Raw genomic sequence first — 17,083 nt, forward strand, 5'->3', positions numbered from 1 at the left:
TTAACAGTATAATAGATCGCAAGAATTTCTATGTTTAAAAATGAACGATTTAAGAAAAACTATAGAATCGCAAAACATCGATCGACTCAAAGCGTTAATTCAGCAAGAAATCGACCTCGACGAACCCTTTGAAGACGGCGACACCGCCTTAACCCTGGCGGCGCGACTGGGGAACAAACCGATGGTTCGCGCACTCGTGAAAGCCGGTGCAAACGTCAACCTCCGAACCGAGTCAGGGGAAACGGCGTTACAGTTAGCCGCAAACGCCGGTCATCGCGCGATTTGTGAATATCTCAACATCCTCAGCGAGCCGTCCGAACGCGATCGCGCTCGAGAAATCCTCGATCGCGTCGCTCCGCCAGAACCTTCGCCTCAAGAGAAAATTAACGCATTGGTGGCCGCTGCCAAAAACGGCGATCTCGAAACCGTGCGTTCCTTAATCGATCGCAACGTCAATCTCGACGGAACTAGCACCGAAGTTGTCAATAAAACTCAAACCGCGTTGTACGTCGCCGCCAGAGACGGTCATCTCGACATCGTTCGCCAACTCATCGAAGCTGGTGCGAATCTCAATTGTGTCGTCGAGCGAGACGATCGCTGGACTGGGGTAGAACGAAACTGTCCGAAATGTGAGACGGCGTTTACCTCTATTCAGAATTACGGGAAATGTCCGAATTGCGGTCACGAGTTTTATGCCAGTCTCGCCGATCGCGATCGCAATTCCCCAGAATCAAATATTTTTGAGAGTGCCATCGTTCGCGAACCCGAACCAGGAATTCGCATCACAACAATTCCCCCCAAAGCCATACGAGAGCGTTCGTCTCCTCCGCGTCTCGAGGCAGTTTGGAGCCATTACACGCCGTTGATGGTTGCAGTTCGCACGCACCAAACCAATATTGCACGACTGCTCGTCGAGGCGGGAGCGAGCCTAGAGTCATCCAATACTTACGATCGATCGCCGCTGCACAACGCCGTTGAAACTGGACAACGGGAACTCGTCCGATGTTTCATAGAGGCGGGAGCCGTTCTCGATCGCTTTGAAGGATCGATGGCTGATGACAAAACGCCGCTGATGTTGGCGGTAGAACGGCGAGACTTGGAAACGATCGAACTTCTCCTCAATGGGGGAGCCAACCCCAACGCCAAAAGTCAGTATGGCGATACTGCACTGACTCGAGCCGCTGAAATTGGCGATCGCGCGATCGTCGAGCGGTTACAAGCCGCAGGCGCAAGTCACGACGGATTAGATGTCATCGAACTTTGCATCGCCGCCGAACAGGGAGATCTCGATCGCCTGCAACGGTTGCTCGCCGCTGGCGTCGATCCCAACCGAGCCGATTTTCGCCGTCGCACAGCATTAGCTCAAGCAGCAGGTAGCGGTCAGGTGGAGGCGATGCGAGTGTTGCTGGAGGCGGGTGCAGATGTCAATGGAAGCGATCGCTACCACATACCCATCAGAGCAGCAAAGTATTACGGTCATACTGAGGCGGTAAAGCTACTCCTCAAAGCAGGTGCGGTAAATGTTCCAGGTGCTTTTCTCGATCGCGCAGAATCATACCTATGGGGCGATATTATGAGGAAGACGAGCCAGACTTTGGCGATGAGGACGAATAGCGAAATTGACTCAAATCGAAGGAGAGAACCATGTCGTTAATTGCAGGCGTAAAAGCGAAAAACGCCAACGAAGTCCGAAACGCGATCGCTCGTGGAGCGGATGTGAACGAACGCGATCGCAACACGGGTTATACTCCCCTCAGCTTAGCCGCCGAGATGGGGTGTTTAGAAATCGTCCGAATTTTACTCGAAGCGGGTGCCACTTTGGATTCTGAAAACGACTCTCCCTTAAAAGAGGCTTGTTGGCACGGACATCTCGAAATTGTCCGAGAAATCACTCGGTTTTATCCTTATTCAGAAGACCTTCAAGAAATCTATGCGGAGGCACTTCATGTTGCCACAATTTTTGGCAATGTTGATATTGTTCGGCATTTTATAAATATTGGAACGAATGTCAATATCCCGAACGATCGTGGTGATACCGCATTACATCGTGCAACAGATCGAGTTCTGGCAATCTCTCCAGACGATTTATATGATGAAGATGAAAATCTAGAGGAAGATGAGGACAGCGATAATCGTCTATTTGATGCAGCATGCAGAGCGTTAGAAATTGTACGACTGCTGATCGATGCTGGAGCTGATGTGAATTTACCCAATTGCAATGGAACGACTCCCCTCGAGATCGTCTTAGAACAAGGAATGATGGATTGGATCGAGCAATCAGCAGAAATGGTAAAACTGCTGATTGAAGCAGGAGCAGATGTAAATGTAGCAGGCGATCGGGGAGAAACGCCGTTGATGAAGCTTGCTCGGTACAATCGGAAAGATATTTGTCAACAATTGCTGCAAGCGGGAGCCACCGTCAATACCCAAGACGATCGAGGAAAAACAGCCTTAACGATCGCCAGCGAATTTGGCAGCAGTGTAGTGGCTAAATGTCTCATTGAAGCGGGTGTTGATGTGAACCTAGCCGATCGCAACGGAAATACAGCACTCGATTATGCAGCATCGGAAGTTCTTGGCGACACGTCAGCCGAAGAGAATGCAACTGAAACATCTCCTTTTTCTGGCGATCGCTTCCGTAACAAATTAGAACAGCAAAAGAGAGCCAGACAACAACGGATTGCCAAATATTTACGCGAAGCCGGTGCGATCGATCGCACGCGAGAACTGATGTTAGTTAAAGCGGCGAAAGACGGTAAATTAGGTGAAGTCGAAGCACTTATCGATACGGGAACGCCAGTCGATCGCATCGTTCCTCAATACGGAACGGCACTTTTACAAGCGGTAAAGAACGGACATCGTGAAGTTGTCGCAACGCTCCTCGAAGAAGGAGCCAATCCGAACATCGTCGGTGAAAATAGGTATCATGACATTCCTTTAATTGAAGCCGCAGAAAAGGGATTTATCGACATCGTGCGATTGTTACTCGATGCAGGGGCAAATCCTCACATGACTACTTCCGATAGTGAAGAAGAGTGGGAAGGAGAGACAGCCGCCGATCGCGCTCAGATGAAAGGACATTGGGAGATCGTAAAACTGTTACGCGAAAAAGGCGGACAGCGACAAACTCGATTTCCAATTTCCGAGCAGCGAGGCTTAGTTTCTGACTGTTTGAACGATAATTTAATTCTCGTTAAGGGAGATGTCGAACAAGTCGCTGAAGCGTTGTGTCGAGTTCGCAATGCGACGGTTTGGAAACACGATGTCTTCGAGCAAGAAGTGGAACTGACAAACGAATGTTTTATTGTTTTTAAATTTCACGGACATTCGTGGACGGTGATTCACGAAGAAGTGGTTTATTCTTGGAAAAACGGACTCAAAGATAAAGACGCTCGGGCGATTTCTCAGCAGCTTCAGACACAGGCGATCGAATATGGCGTCAGCGATACCGCCGGTGTAATTGGCTATAAATTGTACGATCGCGGAGAGTTATTAGAAGAATTTGAAGACTTCTGCGAGAACGATTTCTCCGATAAACAATCTAATCCCGAGCCAAATACGCTCTATGGAGATTCTTGGAAATTTTACTCAACGCGACGACAAATCGAGCCGAACGATGTTAAAACTCCATTTGATTTTGTCGATGAATTTTTTAAATCTCAAGACGCTTACGTTCCGGCGTGGGGAAGCCGTGGAGTGCATACTTGCGGAACCGGAAAACGCCAAAAACTAGGGGTTATCGGTATCGAACCGTGGGATATCCGTATGGATTACGTCGCCGTTCGAGATTAGGCGATCGCTTCTTGAAGATGATAGATTTTAGGTTGGATTGACGTTAGGAAACCCAACGAAAAGTCCCCAAATTGATGGCTGTTGGGTTTCGTCCCCTCCACCCAACCTACACGACTCCATCCTTCTCTCAAACAGCGGTTTCTCTGAACTCTGCATCCCCCCCCCAACCCCCCTTGGGAAGGGGGGATGTAGTGAAGACATTTTGAAACCTCGCTTATCGGAAAAGGATGGAGTATCACTCCTCTATACTTTTCTTACCCAAACTGCCCGTTAGCTCGCGGCAAGTTCGGCTTCAGACTCGACCGGCGCAGGCAAGAAGCCCGTTTCAATTAAGTAGGAAAAGTAAGTTTTCAGGAGCTTATCGTCAACTGGGGGACAGATAATGTCCGTTTCCGCCAGTCCGTCCCAGGTATTTTGACAGTCGAATTTGAGAGGTTTGGTTTGGAAATAGGTTTCGGGAACCGACATCGACTGTCCGGGGATGCGTTCGGAAAAGAACGGCAAAAACGGATAGAGTGCGTTATCGGGAGATTGCGGCAGGCGATCGATGGTTTGGGCAATCCAGTGCTGGGCGGGTTGCTGCTCGATGGAATAACCGAACTCCTGCATCCAGCGTATCAGTTGGTTCCAAGAGATGGCGCGAGGATTGGAGTAGTGAAACGCTTTATCGAACGAACTCTTTTGACGGCAGATACGAACGATCGCGCGACTGAGGAAGTCCACGGGAACGATATCGACGCGCATTTGCCAATCGGGAGCCGTTCCAAACTGAACGCAACCGGCGATCGCACTGCGTAAAAAGTCCGATTTGTTGCAAACTCCCGTTTGGCTGTGTCCTTCAATCCAGAAAGGACGGTGAATCGTGACGGGTAAACCGCGATCGCGAGCCGTTTCGATGAGTTTTTCCGCCACCCATTTACTTTGCGTGTAGCCGTAGAGTCCTTCGGTGCGATCGAGCGCATCTCCCTCTCGAACCACATCGCGATCGCCGTAAGCGATCGGCGAAAACACGCCAACCGTCGAAATAAAATGAACGGGTTTGACCTTCGCTTGACAGGCTAACCTCAACACTTCATGAGTTCCCTGAACGTTGGCTGCTTTGAGAACCGAGTAGGGATAGAGAAAGTTGACCGATCCCCCATTGTGGTAAACCACATCGAGCGTCTTTGCCAAATTATCGAACTGGGTGGGAGACAAACCCAATAACGGAACGGATAAATTACCTAAAACGGGAACGATGCGGTTGCGTTTCCGTTCGTCCCAGAGTGAATACTGTTTTAGGGCATTCTCAAGGCGTTGAAACCCGGCTTTTTCATCTTCTGCTCTGACTAAACAGTAAATCGTCGCTGGGGTTTGCTCGAGAAGTTCGTACAGTAAGAACGCTCCTAGAAAGCCAGTCGCTCCGGTTAAGAAAATATTGGCAGTTTTTTGGCGTGACTTCATCGTTTTCTCCAAATCTTTTCGACTGTTGGCGCAACAGGTGCGATGCGGGTAACGTTACACGAGTGCGGCAGCATGCGGGTCGATCGCCGGATCTAATACCGCTTCAGCATACAGATCGAGAACGACATCGCTGGCTACGGTATCCGTTCCCGCTTGCTGAGCTTCGACGCATCGAGCCAGTCCCTCGATCGTGGGAGCCTCGAAGAAACTTTGCAGCATTAGATCGACTTGAAACACATCCCGAATTTGGGCGACGAGTTGAATCGCTCGCAGCGAATGACCGCCGAGATCGAAGAAGTTGTCATAGATCCCGATGCGTTCGACGTTCAGCACTTGCGTCCACAGGTCGGCCAAGACCTTCTCGACCCCCGTTCGCGCCGGAACGAAGCGCTCGGCCAGTTCCGGACGAGTGCGATCGGGAGCCGGTAGAGCGCGACGGTTCACCTTACCGCTGGGGGTCAGCGGTAGGCGATCGAGAAATACGAAGCTTGCCGGAATCATGTATTCGGGCAGTTGCGTTTGTAGAAACTGGCGCAGCTGAGTGGAAAACGGCGTAAACTCGTCGGCCGATTCCGCCGAAGCGGGAACGATATACGCCACCAACTGCTTGTCTCCCGGTACGTCTTCGCGGGCGATCGCCACAGCTTCTCGCACGCTGGGATAGCGTTCGAGCAAGGCTTCGACTTCTCCCGGTTCGATGCGGAAGCCCCGGATTTTCACTTGTTGGTCGCTCCGTCCCAAATACTCAATGTTGCCGTCGCTGCGGTAACGGGCTAAGTCTCCCGTTTTATAGAGTTTTTGAGATTGACTTTTCACCTCAGATGTGATATGCGAGCTGGAAATAAAGCGCTCGGCAGTGAGGTCGGGACGATGGAGGTAGCCTCGGGCTAAGCTGACGCCGCCGATGTAGAGTTCGCCGGGAACGCCTACGGGAACCGGTCGCTTCTGCCGATCGAGGAGATGAATTTCAGCATTGGCGACGGGGCGGCCGATCGGCGGTAGTACCGGCCAGTCCTGGGGAGATCCCGTCAGCGTAAATGCCGTGACCACGTGGCTTTCCGAGGGGCCGTAGTGGTTGTGTAACGTGCAGTTCGGCAGGCGATCGAACCAGTTGGCGATCGCAGAAGTAATCCGCAACTGTTCCCCGGCGGTGATGACTTCCCGCAAGCTCGTCGGGGCGATTCCTTCGGCCTCGGCCACTTCAGCCAGATGTTGGAGTGCCACGAAGGGGAGAAACAGTCGCTCGATCGCCGCCGTTTCGAGAAATCGCAGCAAACGGAGACTGTCCCGCCGCAATTCTTCAGAAATTAAAACGAGAGTTCCCCCCGTGCTGAAGGTCGCGAACGTTTCTTGAAACGAGACATCGAAACTGATGGGGGCAAATTGCAGGGTCGGCGTACCCGTCGAGGCGATCGAATTGCGCTGCTGCCACGCAATCAAGTTGGTGAGGGGGCGGTGAGGCATGGCGACCCCTTTCGGTTGCCCCGTAGACCCCGAGGTGTAAATGACGTACGCCAGAGCGTCGGGGTCGGCCTTACAAACCGGAGCGGTTTCGTCTTCGCGAGCGATCGCCGGCCAGTCTACATCCAAACAGATGGGAGACACCCCCTGCACGGGCAAGTTACCGACGAGCTGGCTCTGGGTCACGAGAACCGAAACCTGGGCGTTGTCCAACATGAAGGCGAGGCGTTCTGTGGGATAAGCCGGATCGAGCGGTAAGTACGCGCCACCGGCTTTGAGAATGCCCAGCATCCCGACGATCGCCTCGATCGACCGTTCGAGACAGAGTCCGACGGGAACGTCGGGGCCGACCCCCCCCTGAGACTGGAGATAGCGAGCGAGTTGGTTCGCCCGCCGATCGAGTTCTCGGTAGGTGAGGCGAGCGCTGCCAAACGTCGTGGCGATCGCGTCGGGGGTTCGTTCCACTTGCGCCTCGAACCACTGATGGACACAGCGCTCGGGATAGTCGGTTTCAGTGGCGTTCCAAGCCGTTAACTGCTCCCGTTCGGCGATCGTTAACAACGGCAGGTCGGACAAGAGACACTCTCGATTCGCCACGAGTCCCTCTAACAGCGTCTGGAAATGTTCCACCATCCGGGCGATGGTACTGGCGTCGAACAGATCGCTACTGTATTCAAAGTATCCCGAGATGCCGTCGGACGTCTGAGCTAACTCGAGAAACAGATCGAACTTCGCCGTACCGTTATCGACAGGAATGCGGGTCAGGGTGAGATCGGAAACCGACCAAGATGGCTCCCCATCGCTTTCCCAGTTAAACAACACCTGAAACAGCGGATTTTGAGTGAGACCGCGCTCGGGATGGAGTTCCTCCACCAGTTGTTTGAAGGGTAAGTTTTGGTGTGTTAAAGCGCCCAACACCACCTCTTGAACCCGAGCGAGCAACTGCCGAAAACTGGGCGCACCGGAGAGATCGCTTCGCAGGACGAGAGTGTTGACAAAGAACCCGATCGCCCCTTCGAGTTCCGAACGAGGACGGTTGGCTGTGGGCGACCCCACGACAATGTCTTCTTGCCCCGTGTAGCGATAGAGCAACGTTTGAAACGCTGCCAGCAGCGTAACGAAGGGAGTCACGCCTTCCTGATAGCTCAAGGCTTTGAGTTTTTCCGTTAAGGATGCGGGCAAACTGAAAAACTGACGCGCCCCGCGATAGGTCGGCACCGGCGGACGGGAGCGATCGGTCGGCAGTTGCAGGACGGGCAAGCTGCCGCTGAGCTGTTGTTTCCAGTAAGACAGTTGCAACTCACGCATCTCTCCCTGGAGCCACTGTCGCTGCCAGATAGCAAAGTCCGCGTATTGCAGTGCGCTCTCGGGGAGAGACAAGGGCGCATCGGTCGTGGCCGCCGCGTAGAGAGCAGCCAGTTCGTGCAGCAGCACGCCGATCGATCGCTCGTCACAAATAATATGGTGGAGATTCAGGAGTAGAACTTGTTCGGTATCCCCCAGACGATAGAGCGTCGCCCGTAACAGCGGACCTCGAGAGAGATCGAACGGTTGCCAGGTTTCCTCAGCGATCTGCCGCCCCATTTCCGTTTCCCGGTCGGTCTCGGGTAAGTCCCGCAAGTCGATCGTCGTCAGTTGGCAAGGCAGGGAAGGATGAATGACTTGTACGGGTTTCCCGTCTACGAGAGAAAAGGTCGTCCGCAAGGCTTCGTGGCGATCGACCAGCTCTTGAAGACAGCGTTCTAACACCGTCACCTCTAACGACCCGTCGAGGCGAAAGGCTTCGGGAACGTTATAAAACGGATTGTTGGGAACCAGGCGATCGAGGAACCACAACTGCTCTTGCATTAAAGACAGCGGAACGTTTTCGGTTCGAGCGGCGGGTCGTATCGGCGGCAGTTGACACCCTCGCTCGTGCTGCTTTGCGTTATCCAGATGTTCGGCGAGATCCCGCACGGTGGGCAGCTCGAACAGACAGCGTAGGGGCAACTCCACTTGGAAGGTATCGCGGATGCGAGAAACGAGTCGCGCGGCCAAAAGGGAATGTCCCCCCAGTTCCAAGAATGAGTCGCAAACCCCCACCTGTTCGAGACCCAAGATGTCCGCCCAAATCAACGCTAAGGCGGCTTCGGTGGCCGTTTGGGGAGCGATCCGGTTTTTGGTCTCGGCGGTCAGTTTGGGAGCGGGTAAGGCGCGGCGATCGACCTTACCGTTGGGGGTCAGGGGTAGCGCGGGCAGCAGGACGAAACGATTGGGCACCATGTAATCGGGCAACCGTTGTTGGAGAAAACGGCGCAGTCGGTTCGCGATCGCCGGGTGTTGCGAGTCGAGATGTCCTTGAGTTTCGAGTAGGTGCGTCACGCTCTGGACGAGGAGGGGTTGTTCTTCCGGTTTGAGGTCGAATTGAACCTCGGCTCGACCGTTCTGCCAGCGGGTCACGCGCCCGGCCAGCCAACGTTCGGAGGCGATCGCCGGTAGCGGCAACTGCAACCGCACGAACCGACCGGGTTTGCAGTCTGGCACGTTCGCCAGCTCGACCCCGTGACAGGATAGGGTCAGGAGTTCGACCGCGCGATCGCTCCCCTCGACGCCATCGAACTGTATCCGCCCCGATCCCTGTAGGGGCAGTCGTTCCGGCATGAGTGCCGACACCACGTAAGCCACCAGTTGTCTGTCGCCAGGGAGGTCGTCTCGCGCGATCGCCACCGCCGATCTCACGTCGGGGTGCTGCCAGAGGAACGCTTCGATTTCGCCTAACTCGATACGGAAGCCCCGAATCTTAACTTGTCCGTCGATCCGTCCCAAATACTCGAGGTTGCCGTCGCTGCGATAGCGAGCTAAGTCGCCCGTTTTATACAGTCTCGAGGGTTGGCGTTTTTGCTTGGAGGTGCTGCGCGGGTTGGGAACGAACCGTTCGGCGGTCAACTCGGGACGGTTGAGATAGCCCCGGGCCAGACCGCAACCGGCCAGGTACAACTCCCCGATTTCGCCCGGTGCGACGGGCTGGCGTCGTTCGTCGAGGAGATAAACTTGAGTGCCGCGAATCGGCCGGCCGATGGCGGGAGACTCGCTCGCCCCTCGCGGGACTAGCGTATAGGTGGAATAGGTCGTGTCTTCAGACGGACCGTAGAGATTGAAGACTCGCTGCGCTTGGGTGCGTTCGTAGAGCTGTTGCACCAGAGGTAGGGGCAGCGGTTCGCCCGCTAGGTTCACCGTGCGGACGGAGGCGGGAATGCTGCGGGTTCGCAGGAGTTCGGCGATCGCCGAGGGAACGGTGTTAATGAGGGTTACGTCTTCGGCAGCGGGCAAGGTGGGTAAATGGAGGGCGTTCTGCGCCAGGACGACCTTACCTCCGTAACTGAGGGGAACGAACAGCTCGAAAACCGATAAGTCGAAACAGATCGACGTCGAGGCTAAAACTCCCGCTAAATCTTCGGGCGGAAAGACTTCACCGGCCCATTCGAGTAGCGCGATCGTACTTCGATGTTCGATCGCCACCCCTTTGGGTCGTCCCGTAGAGCCAGAGGTATAGATCGTATACGCTAAGTTACAGTCGCTCGCGTCGTAGGCGGGATCGCGATCGCTGTGTCGGGCGATCGTTTCCCAATCGGTATCGAGACATACGGTACGAGCGTTATGAGGGGGTAAAGACTCCAGCAACGCCTGTTGAGTCAACAAAACCGGCGATCGGGCGTCTTCTAGGATGAGGGCTAAGCGAGTTTGTGGATATTGAGGGTCGAGAGGAACGTACGCACCGCCAGCTTTTAGGATGCCCAATAAGCCGACGACCATCTCTAGAGAACGAGGCATACAAATTCCCACTAAAACCTCGGGGCCGACGCCCAGTCCTTTGAGATGGTGCGCGAGTTGGTTCGCTCGGCGGTTGAGGTCGGTATAGGTCAGTTGTCGGCCTTCAAAATCGAGGGCGATGGCATCGGGCGATCGCTCCGCCCGAGCTTCAAATTTTTGTTGGATTAAGACCCAATCGTTACGGGATTTCGGATTGGGTTTCGTCGGTACGGTGTCGCGATCGCGTTCGGGGATGGCGGACGAGTCTGTGGCGGCAAACTGGGAACTTTGCATTTTTTTTACCGTATCTTCATCGAAGATTTATAGTGTTAATCTAACAACGTGATAATACGGTTGCCATCCGCAATCCCACGTATTAAATTACTCGATTTTGACGCTCTCAAAAACTTCATACCGGAAACTACTGACGCAAACGATACAGGGTGTAAGAGAAAACTCCCAATCGAAAAAAAATTGTTAAAAAAAATCGGAAAAATCCTCATAGAAATTGACTCGAGATTTATGCTAAGTTCTCGCGTTGGCCAGGACGTTACGGTCGATCGGGATCGCGCGATCGAACATAACGATTTGTCCGTTAGTTCGTGTATTTTTTTTGAGATTTGAAACGAAATCGATCGCACCGATCGGACTCTCTTCAACAGGAGAGCCGGACGATCTCCCCTGACGTTCGCCGACAAAGCATTGCGATCCCCGTTTCTAAACTTTGAAAGTTTTACTGGTGGGCAATCCCCGCCATACAAGGCGATTGACTGTTCGAGTACGGCACGATTTTTGTAAAATGGTCTCAAACCATTTTCTGTAACGTCAGTGCGGCTTGGTTGAGATCCTGGCTACCGAGGCGAGTTTGACTGATACTGCTAGCCGTTTCGCCGACACCGCGATCGAGGGCGTTCATGGCCTCGACGAGTTGCTCGATCGCCCGAGCTTGTTGATTGGCAGTAGCGGCGATTTGTTGAGACCCGATCGCGATATCTCGAATCGCATCTTTCACCCCGACGAATTTCTCTGCCGTACTGGTAGCGATCGCCATCGTCTTCGACAGCGTTTTCGTTCCATCTTCAGTCGCCGTCGCCGTGGTCTCGATGGCCGATTGAATCGTAGACACGAGGTTGTCTATTCTTTGTGCCGAACTTCGGCTTTGGTCAGCGAGTTTGCGAATTTCGCTGGCGACGACTGCAAAGCCTTTTCCGTGTTCTCCAGCACGCACGGCTTCAACCGAGGCATTAAGGGCTAACATATTGGTTTGGTTGGCCAGATCGCTCACGAGCGTCGAAATCGTTCCGATTTGACGGGTGAAGTCGCTCAATTGCGAAATTTGTTCGGCAATGGTTTCGACTTTATTCTGTACGTCGTTCGTTCCCTTTAAGGTTTGTTCGACGAACACCGTACCCTCTTCTGCCAGTTGCAACACCTGTCGAGCTTGAAGTTCTGCGGCTTGCGCCCGTTCGGCCGATCGCTGAGAGGAAGCGTTGAGTTCGTCCGCCGTTGCGGTAGATTGGTTGACGGAAGCAGCTTGCTGTTGGAGAGTCCGTTCTTGTTGTTCGACCGTGGACGCCATTTCGCTAGAGGCGCTGACGATCGTTTGTACGACGGAAGTAATGCGCCGAACCATCGGTTCGGTGATGAAGAGGCTGACGGCGATCGCGATAACCGCGACGCTGGCGAGGGTGGCGACGCTGCCGAGGCCGATGGTTCGTAGGAGTTGGTTCGAGGTGGCAAAGGCAATTTCGGGATCGACATCGACGATAACGCTCCAGTCGAGGGGAGCTATGCGATCGGCGTTTCGTAGCGGGACGACGGACATCAGCCGTTTTTCCTGACTTTCGAGACTCTCGACGATATCGATGGCGAGACGGTCAGTTTCGTAGGCGTCTCGAACCAGGGGAAAGGTGTTAAAAATGTTTTCGTCCAGTACGTCGCTGTTGATGTTGATAAATGTTCGTCCCGAGCGATCGACGATGTGGATATGTCGCCGATCGGAGTTGTTAACGACTTGAATTAAGTTTTCGAGGACGTTGACGGGAAGCCTCGCTCTTAAAATTCCGAGTAGTTCCCCCGTCTCGCGATCGCGTATGGGCGATGTGATATAAATCGAAAGTTTTTCTGTGGCGGGAGAGCGTTCGGGTTGGCTGATAATCGGGCGATCGCTCTGTTGGGCGAGTTGGAAATAGGAACGATCGCTCTGTTGGGGCGTGACGTTTCCCTGCGATCGAAACAGAACGCCACCGTTGCGATCGAACACCGCCAAGCTATCGTAAATTTCATAGGCATCTACAACGGTATTCAGTAGGTTTTCTTTTTCCTCTGTCGATAGAGTTTGGGAAACGCGAGGGTTAGAAAATGTCGGCAGATGGGACACCGACCACAGATCGCCATAGCGCTCCAGCATAAAATTGTAGAGTCGATCGGCAATTTCGACAGTATGCTCGGTTTGGCTTTGCAAAACTTGCTGGTGTAGGCGTTCGTTCGTACTTAAATAAGACAAACTCCCCACAATGATTACGGGAATCGTTCCGAGGCTAACCGCAATCGCGGCTACTTTCACGCGTAATCCTTTGCTTTTTATCGTTCGCTTCATTTTTTTGACCCAATGGGAACAAACGGAATTCGCTCGAATTGCCTGAAATTTATGATTTTTCAAGCAATATAAATATAAAATATTTAATAAAAAATAGCTTAAGAAATTTATTGTTTCTCATACAAAGTAACAATAAATTTATTGAAAAATAGTTTTTTTTAACAAAAAATAAAATTAGACAGACCGGCGATCGGTCGTCGGCGCGATCGCCTCTCATGAGTGAGTTCTGGAAAAGAGAGGGTTTAAGATAGAGGGTCGAACTCGCCTTTGTTGGGAAAACCATGACCGTTCGGATTTTCGGAATTCGCCATCACGGGCCCGGCTCGGCTCGCAGTGTCCTACAAGCCTTCAACACCTGGAAACCCGACGCGATCTTAATCGAAGGGCCGCCCGAAGCCGAACCGATCCTTTCGCTGGCGGCTCGTCGTGACATGGTTCCACCAGTCGCCCTCCTCCTCTACGTTCGAGATCGACCCCACCAGGCAGTGTACTATCCCTTCGCCGTCTATTCTCCCGAATGGCAAAGTCTCCGCTACGGCTTAGAACGCGACGTTCCCGTCCAGTTGATAGACTTACCACAACAGCATCGGTTCCCCCTGCAAGAAATGCCTCCCCGCGAGGTTCCCGAAACGGTCAAACAGATTCGCCGCGATCCCCTCGGACAACTAGCCCGAGCCGCCGGTTATACAGACGGCGAACGTTGGTGGGAGGCGATCGTCGAACAGCGTCGCGACGCCAGCGATTTATTCGAGGGCATTTTAGAAGCGATGACGGCGTTGCGAGAACGACTCCACTGGCTCGAAGATATCGAAGCCATGCGGGAAGCCTATATGCGAAAGACAATTCGCAAAGCCCAAAAAGCAGGGTTCGATCGCATCGCCGTCGTCTGTGGGGCGTGGCACGCTCCGGCCTTGGCACAGATGCCTCCGGCCAAGGTCGATAACGCCTTACTGAAAGGACTACCGAAAACCTCAGTCTGCGCGACTTGGGTACCGTGGACTGACGATCGCCTCTGCGATCGCGGCGGCTACGGGGCGGGCGTTGCGTCTCCAGGGTGGTATCGTCATCTCTGGGAGGTGGGCAACTTGCCAGTTTCGGACGTGGCCGTCCGGTGGATGGCTCGAGTGGCGGAGTTTCTGCGCGATCGCGGATTGGAGGCATCCTCAGCCGGAGTTATCGAAGCGGTGCGGTTAGCCGAAGCCCTGGCCGCGTTGCGCGATCGCCCAGTTCCGGGGCTAGAAGACCTCAACGACGCCACGACAGCCGTGATGGGCAAGGGGTCGGAGGTATCGATGCGTTTGGTGTGGGAACAATTAATCGTCGGCGATCGCATCGGAGAAGTGCCATCAGAGGTTCCCACGACCCCGCTACAACAGAATTTACGGGACTTACAAAAACGACTGCGCCTCAAACCCGAAGCGACTGCGAAAACCCTCGCGTTGGATTTGCGAAAACCTCTCGATTTAGAGCGATCGCATCTCTTGCATCGTTTGAAGTTGCTGGGGATTCCCTGGGGACAGCCGCAACGAGCCGACGGCTTGGGTACCTTTAAAGAAGTGTGGGAACTGGTGTGGCGTCCCGAGTTAGAAGTGGCGCTCGTCGAAGCGTCGGTGTGGGGTAATACCATCGAAGACGCAGCGGCCGACTGCGGCTCTCAGCGAGCGCAAACCGCCGAAACGTTACCTCAACTGACAGAACTGCTCGACGAGGTTTTACTGGCGGCGTTACCCCAAGTCGTCCCGAGCGTTCTCGATCGCGTCGAAACGGTTTCGACCGAAACGTCAGACGTGGCGTGTTTGCTCGAAGCACTCCCGGCGCTAGCACGGGTTCGGCGTTACGGAAACGTGCGTCAAACGGATACGGCGGCGATCGCGCGAGTGTTAGAGCGATCGATCGTGCGCTGTTGTCTCGAGTTACCGGGGGCTTGTGTGTCCCTCGACGACGGGGCGGCGCGATCGCGATTCCAACAAATTTGGACAGCTCACGGCGCGATCGCCCTGCTGCAACGGGACGACTATCGCCGACAGTGGTGGAACGCCTTGCAAACTCTCCTCGATCGCGATCGCGTTCCCGGCTTAATTCGCGGCGGGAGTTGTCGTCTGCTGTTCGATAGCGGTGCGATCGATGTCGAGACCACCTCCCGATACACGAGCTTAGCCCTCTCGCGAGCCAACGAACCCACTCAGTCGGCGGCGTGGGTCGAAGGATTTTTACAACAGAGTGGCTTGTTGTTGGTTCACGACGATCGCTTGTTGGAGATTCTCGATACTTGGCTGCGATCGCTTTCGGAAGACGCCTTTATCGCAGTTTTACCGCTGCTGCGCCGGACGTTTGCCCATTTCACCTCTGCCGAACGCCGTCAACTCGGACAGCTCCTACGAGGTGAGGAACGCAGTTCTGCCCAAAAATCCACGGGACTCGACGGCGATCGGGCTGATGCAGTCCTTCCAGGCTTAGAGATGCTGCTCGGACAATAGCCCACTCGACCGCAATATAATATTGCGGAAAACTGCCACCGACCTCGAAAAGTCGGGGAAAATTTTCGTCGTTCTCCGTAAAATTTCTGAGCTGCGCGATCGCCTTCTATTTTTTGTCGTCACAACCATCTAATTAAAAACACTTAAGCTAAAAAAATAACTCGGGGTTTTCTCTGTATTTTCAAAAAGTTTTATCAACACTTTAATTTAAATTTATTGCCAATCAAATTTAAGATGCTACCTTCATAAATAGGAGGTTTATGCCGCTGAGAAGGCCGCAAAGAACTCAAATTCTATGGAATTCTCAGATAGCCGACGCCGAGGTCGGGGTGTATTGACAAACAAATCCGGCTCTGTCACAACTCAGAGAATGCTGCCACGCTTTGCTAGCAAGTTCGAGTTGTAACAAGACCAAACATCTCGGTTGTCAGGTTAGACCAAAACTCGCTTGAATTACGAGAACCGATCCCATGAAATTACAAACACTGACATCGATTTCTGCCACGGCTGTCGCGAGTCTCCTAGTTGCGACAGTTCCAGCCCATGGATTTGAAATCAAATCGAGAGACGAAGCCCCAGACGAATTTCAAAACATACTTCCCGAACTGTCCGACTTTGTCGGGAAAGAAGCACGAGAACTCGATCTCGAAACTATTGGTGCTCACAGAATCAACTTATCGGCGTTCGAGCTGAAGTACGACCATAGCGTTAAAGCCTATTTCATCGGCGAGACCGCCGGAGGCTATCGCAACCAGCTCGACTTCCGAGCTTGGATGGGCGACACTATCGTCCAAGAACAAACGAAAATTTTCGGCGACACCTCTTGCAGCCCCAGCGAACAGTCTAGTCTCGACGGATTCAGCGACTTCTGCGCCAATCCCAACACGGCCTTGGCAGGAAGTTCGGCTCAAGACAGCCCCCTCAACGTTGGCGATTTCGTCGAGTTGGGAGACTTTAAAGCGGGAACGGTACTCGATTTCCTTCTCGTCGCGAACGGACGCAACGGCGGTGTCACCCGAGACGTAGACGGACAGAGCGTCGATGCTGTCTACGGCGTCGATACGGCGGCCAACCCCGACGGAAAACAGCACGCGATGGGATATTTCTACAAAGATTTCCTCATCGTCGGCTACGAAGACCTCTGGGGCGGTGGTGATGGCGACTTTAACGACGTCGTATTTGCCATCGACTTCGGTGCAGCCAACAACCGCGAAATTGGCAACGCTTCAGTTCCCGAACCCTCTACCGTTCTGGGACTCTCTGCCATCGCCGGTGCGCTAGCGTTGCGTCGCCGTCGGTCTCAATCTTAAGCTCTGTCGCTTTGCGAACGGGCTGACTCGGTGAAACCCAACACCCCCCAGTGTTCTGACGACACCGGGGGGTTTTTTTGGTGAGATCTCGATCGCACGGTCTCATACGGAATCCGAATCAAATACTGTTTTTTCCCACCCGACAAGCCCTCTATCCCCCCAACCATCCCCCCAACCATCCCCCCAACCCCCCTTACAAAGGGGGGCGAAGG

7 protein-coding genes are annotated in these 17,083 nt (G+C 53.6%); 4 read left to right on the top strand and 3 right to left on the bottom strand.

Going from position 1 to position 17,083, the window contains the following annotated elements; all coding sequences use genetic code 11:
- The first annotated feature begins 40 nt into the window (after positions 1–40).
- Positions 41–1,654 (top strand): ankyrin repeat domain-containing protein, encoded by a 1,614-nt coding sequence (locus tag GEI7105_RS0124425; RefSeq protein WP_017663023.1) that lies wholly within the window; start codon positions 41–43, stop codon positions 1,652–1,654.
- A complete protein-coding gene (locus GEI7105_RS0124430) occupies positions 1,645–3,792 on the top strand; it encodes an ankyrin repeat domain-containing protein (protein WP_017663024.1) in 2,148 nt (715 codons plus the stop codon). The genes GEI7105_RS0124425 and GEI7105_RS0124430 overlap by 10 nt, the downstream gene beginning before the upstream one ends.
- A gap of 270 nt (positions 3,793–4,062) precedes the next feature.
- Here the strand turns inward: GEI7105_RS0124430 and GEI7105_RS36310 are convergent, their stop codons facing one another.
- The 3 genes from GEI7105_RS36310 to GEI7105_RS0124450 all read right to left on the bottom strand — a co-directional run bounded on the left by GEI7105_RS36310 (position 4,063) and on the right by GEI7105_RS0124450 (position 13,051).
- On the bottom strand, positions 4,063–5,235 hold the full coding sequence (locus GEI7105_RS36310; RefSeq protein WP_017663025.1) for an SDR family oxidoreductase: 1,173 nt from the start codon (positions 5,233–5,235) through the stop codon (positions 4,063–4,065).
- Between the two features lie 54 nt (positions 5,236–5,289).
- Positions 5,290–10,779 (bottom strand): non-ribosomal peptide synthetase, encoded by a 5,490-nt coding sequence (locus GEI7105_RS36315; RefSeq protein WP_017663026.1) that lies wholly within the window; start codon positions 10,777–10,779, stop codon positions 5,290–5,292.
- A 511-nt stretch (positions 10,780–11,290) separates the two neighbouring features.
- Positions 11,291–13,051, bottom strand: coding sequence for a methyl-accepting chemotaxis protein (locus GEI7105_RS0124450; RefSeq protein ID WP_158413261.1), 1,761 nt, complete (start codon positions 13,049–13,051; stop codon positions 11,291–11,293).
- 314 nt (positions 13,052–13,365) lie between these two features.
- Between GEI7105_RS0124450 and GEI7105_RS0124460 the strand changes: the two genes are divergently transcribed.
- Together GEI7105_RS0124460 and GEI7105_RS0124470 are read left to right on the top strand one after the other, a co-directional pair.
- Positions 13,366–15,561 carry a DUF5682 family protein gene (locus tag GEI7105_RS0124460; protein ID WP_017663030.1) on the top strand — a complete coding sequence of 732 codons (2,196 nt, stop codon included), beginning with the start codon at positions 13,366–13,368 and terminating at the stop codon, positions 15,559–15,561.
- Positions 15,562–16,031: 470 nt separating this feature from the next.
- Complete coding sequence (locus GEI7105_RS0124470; protein ID WP_017663032.1) at positions 16,032–16,871, top strand: DUF4114 domain-containing protein; 840 nt, start codon at positions 16,032–16,034, stop codon at positions 16,869–16,871.
- Positions 16,872–17,083: the final 212 nt, after the last annotated feature.

Source organism: Baaleninema simplex PCC 7105 (assembly GCF_000332355.1).
GTDB classification, from domain to species: domain Bacteria; phylum Cyanobacteriota; class Cyanobacteriia; order Cyanobacteriales; family Geitlerinemataceae; genus Baaleninema; species Baaleninema simplex.

Coding starts and splice junctions, on each gene's coding strand:
- GEI7105_RS0124425 (WP_017663023.1), top strand. CDS start 41: ATGAACGATTTAAGAAAAACTATAGAATCGCAAAACATCGATCGACTC.
- GEI7105_RS0124430 (WP_017663024.1), top strand. CDS start 1,645: ATGTCGTTAATTGCAGGCGTAAAAGCGAAAAACGCCAACGAAGTCCGA.
- GEI7105_RS36310 (WP_017663025.1), bottom strand. CDS start 5,235: ATGAAGTCACGCCAAAAAACTGCCAATATTTTCTTAACCGGAGCGACT.
- GEI7105_RS36315 (WP_017663026.1), bottom strand. CDS start 10,779: ATGCAAAGTTCCCAGTTTGCCGCCACAGACTCGTCCGCCATCCCCGAA.
- GEI7105_RS0124460 (WP_017663030.1), top strand. CDS start 13,366: ATGACCGTTCGGATTTTCGGAATTCGCCATCACGGGCCCGGCTCGGCT.
- GEI7105_RS0124470 (WP_017663032.1), top strand. CDS start 16,032: ATGAAATTACAAACACTGACATCGATTTCTGCCACGGCTGTCGCGAGT.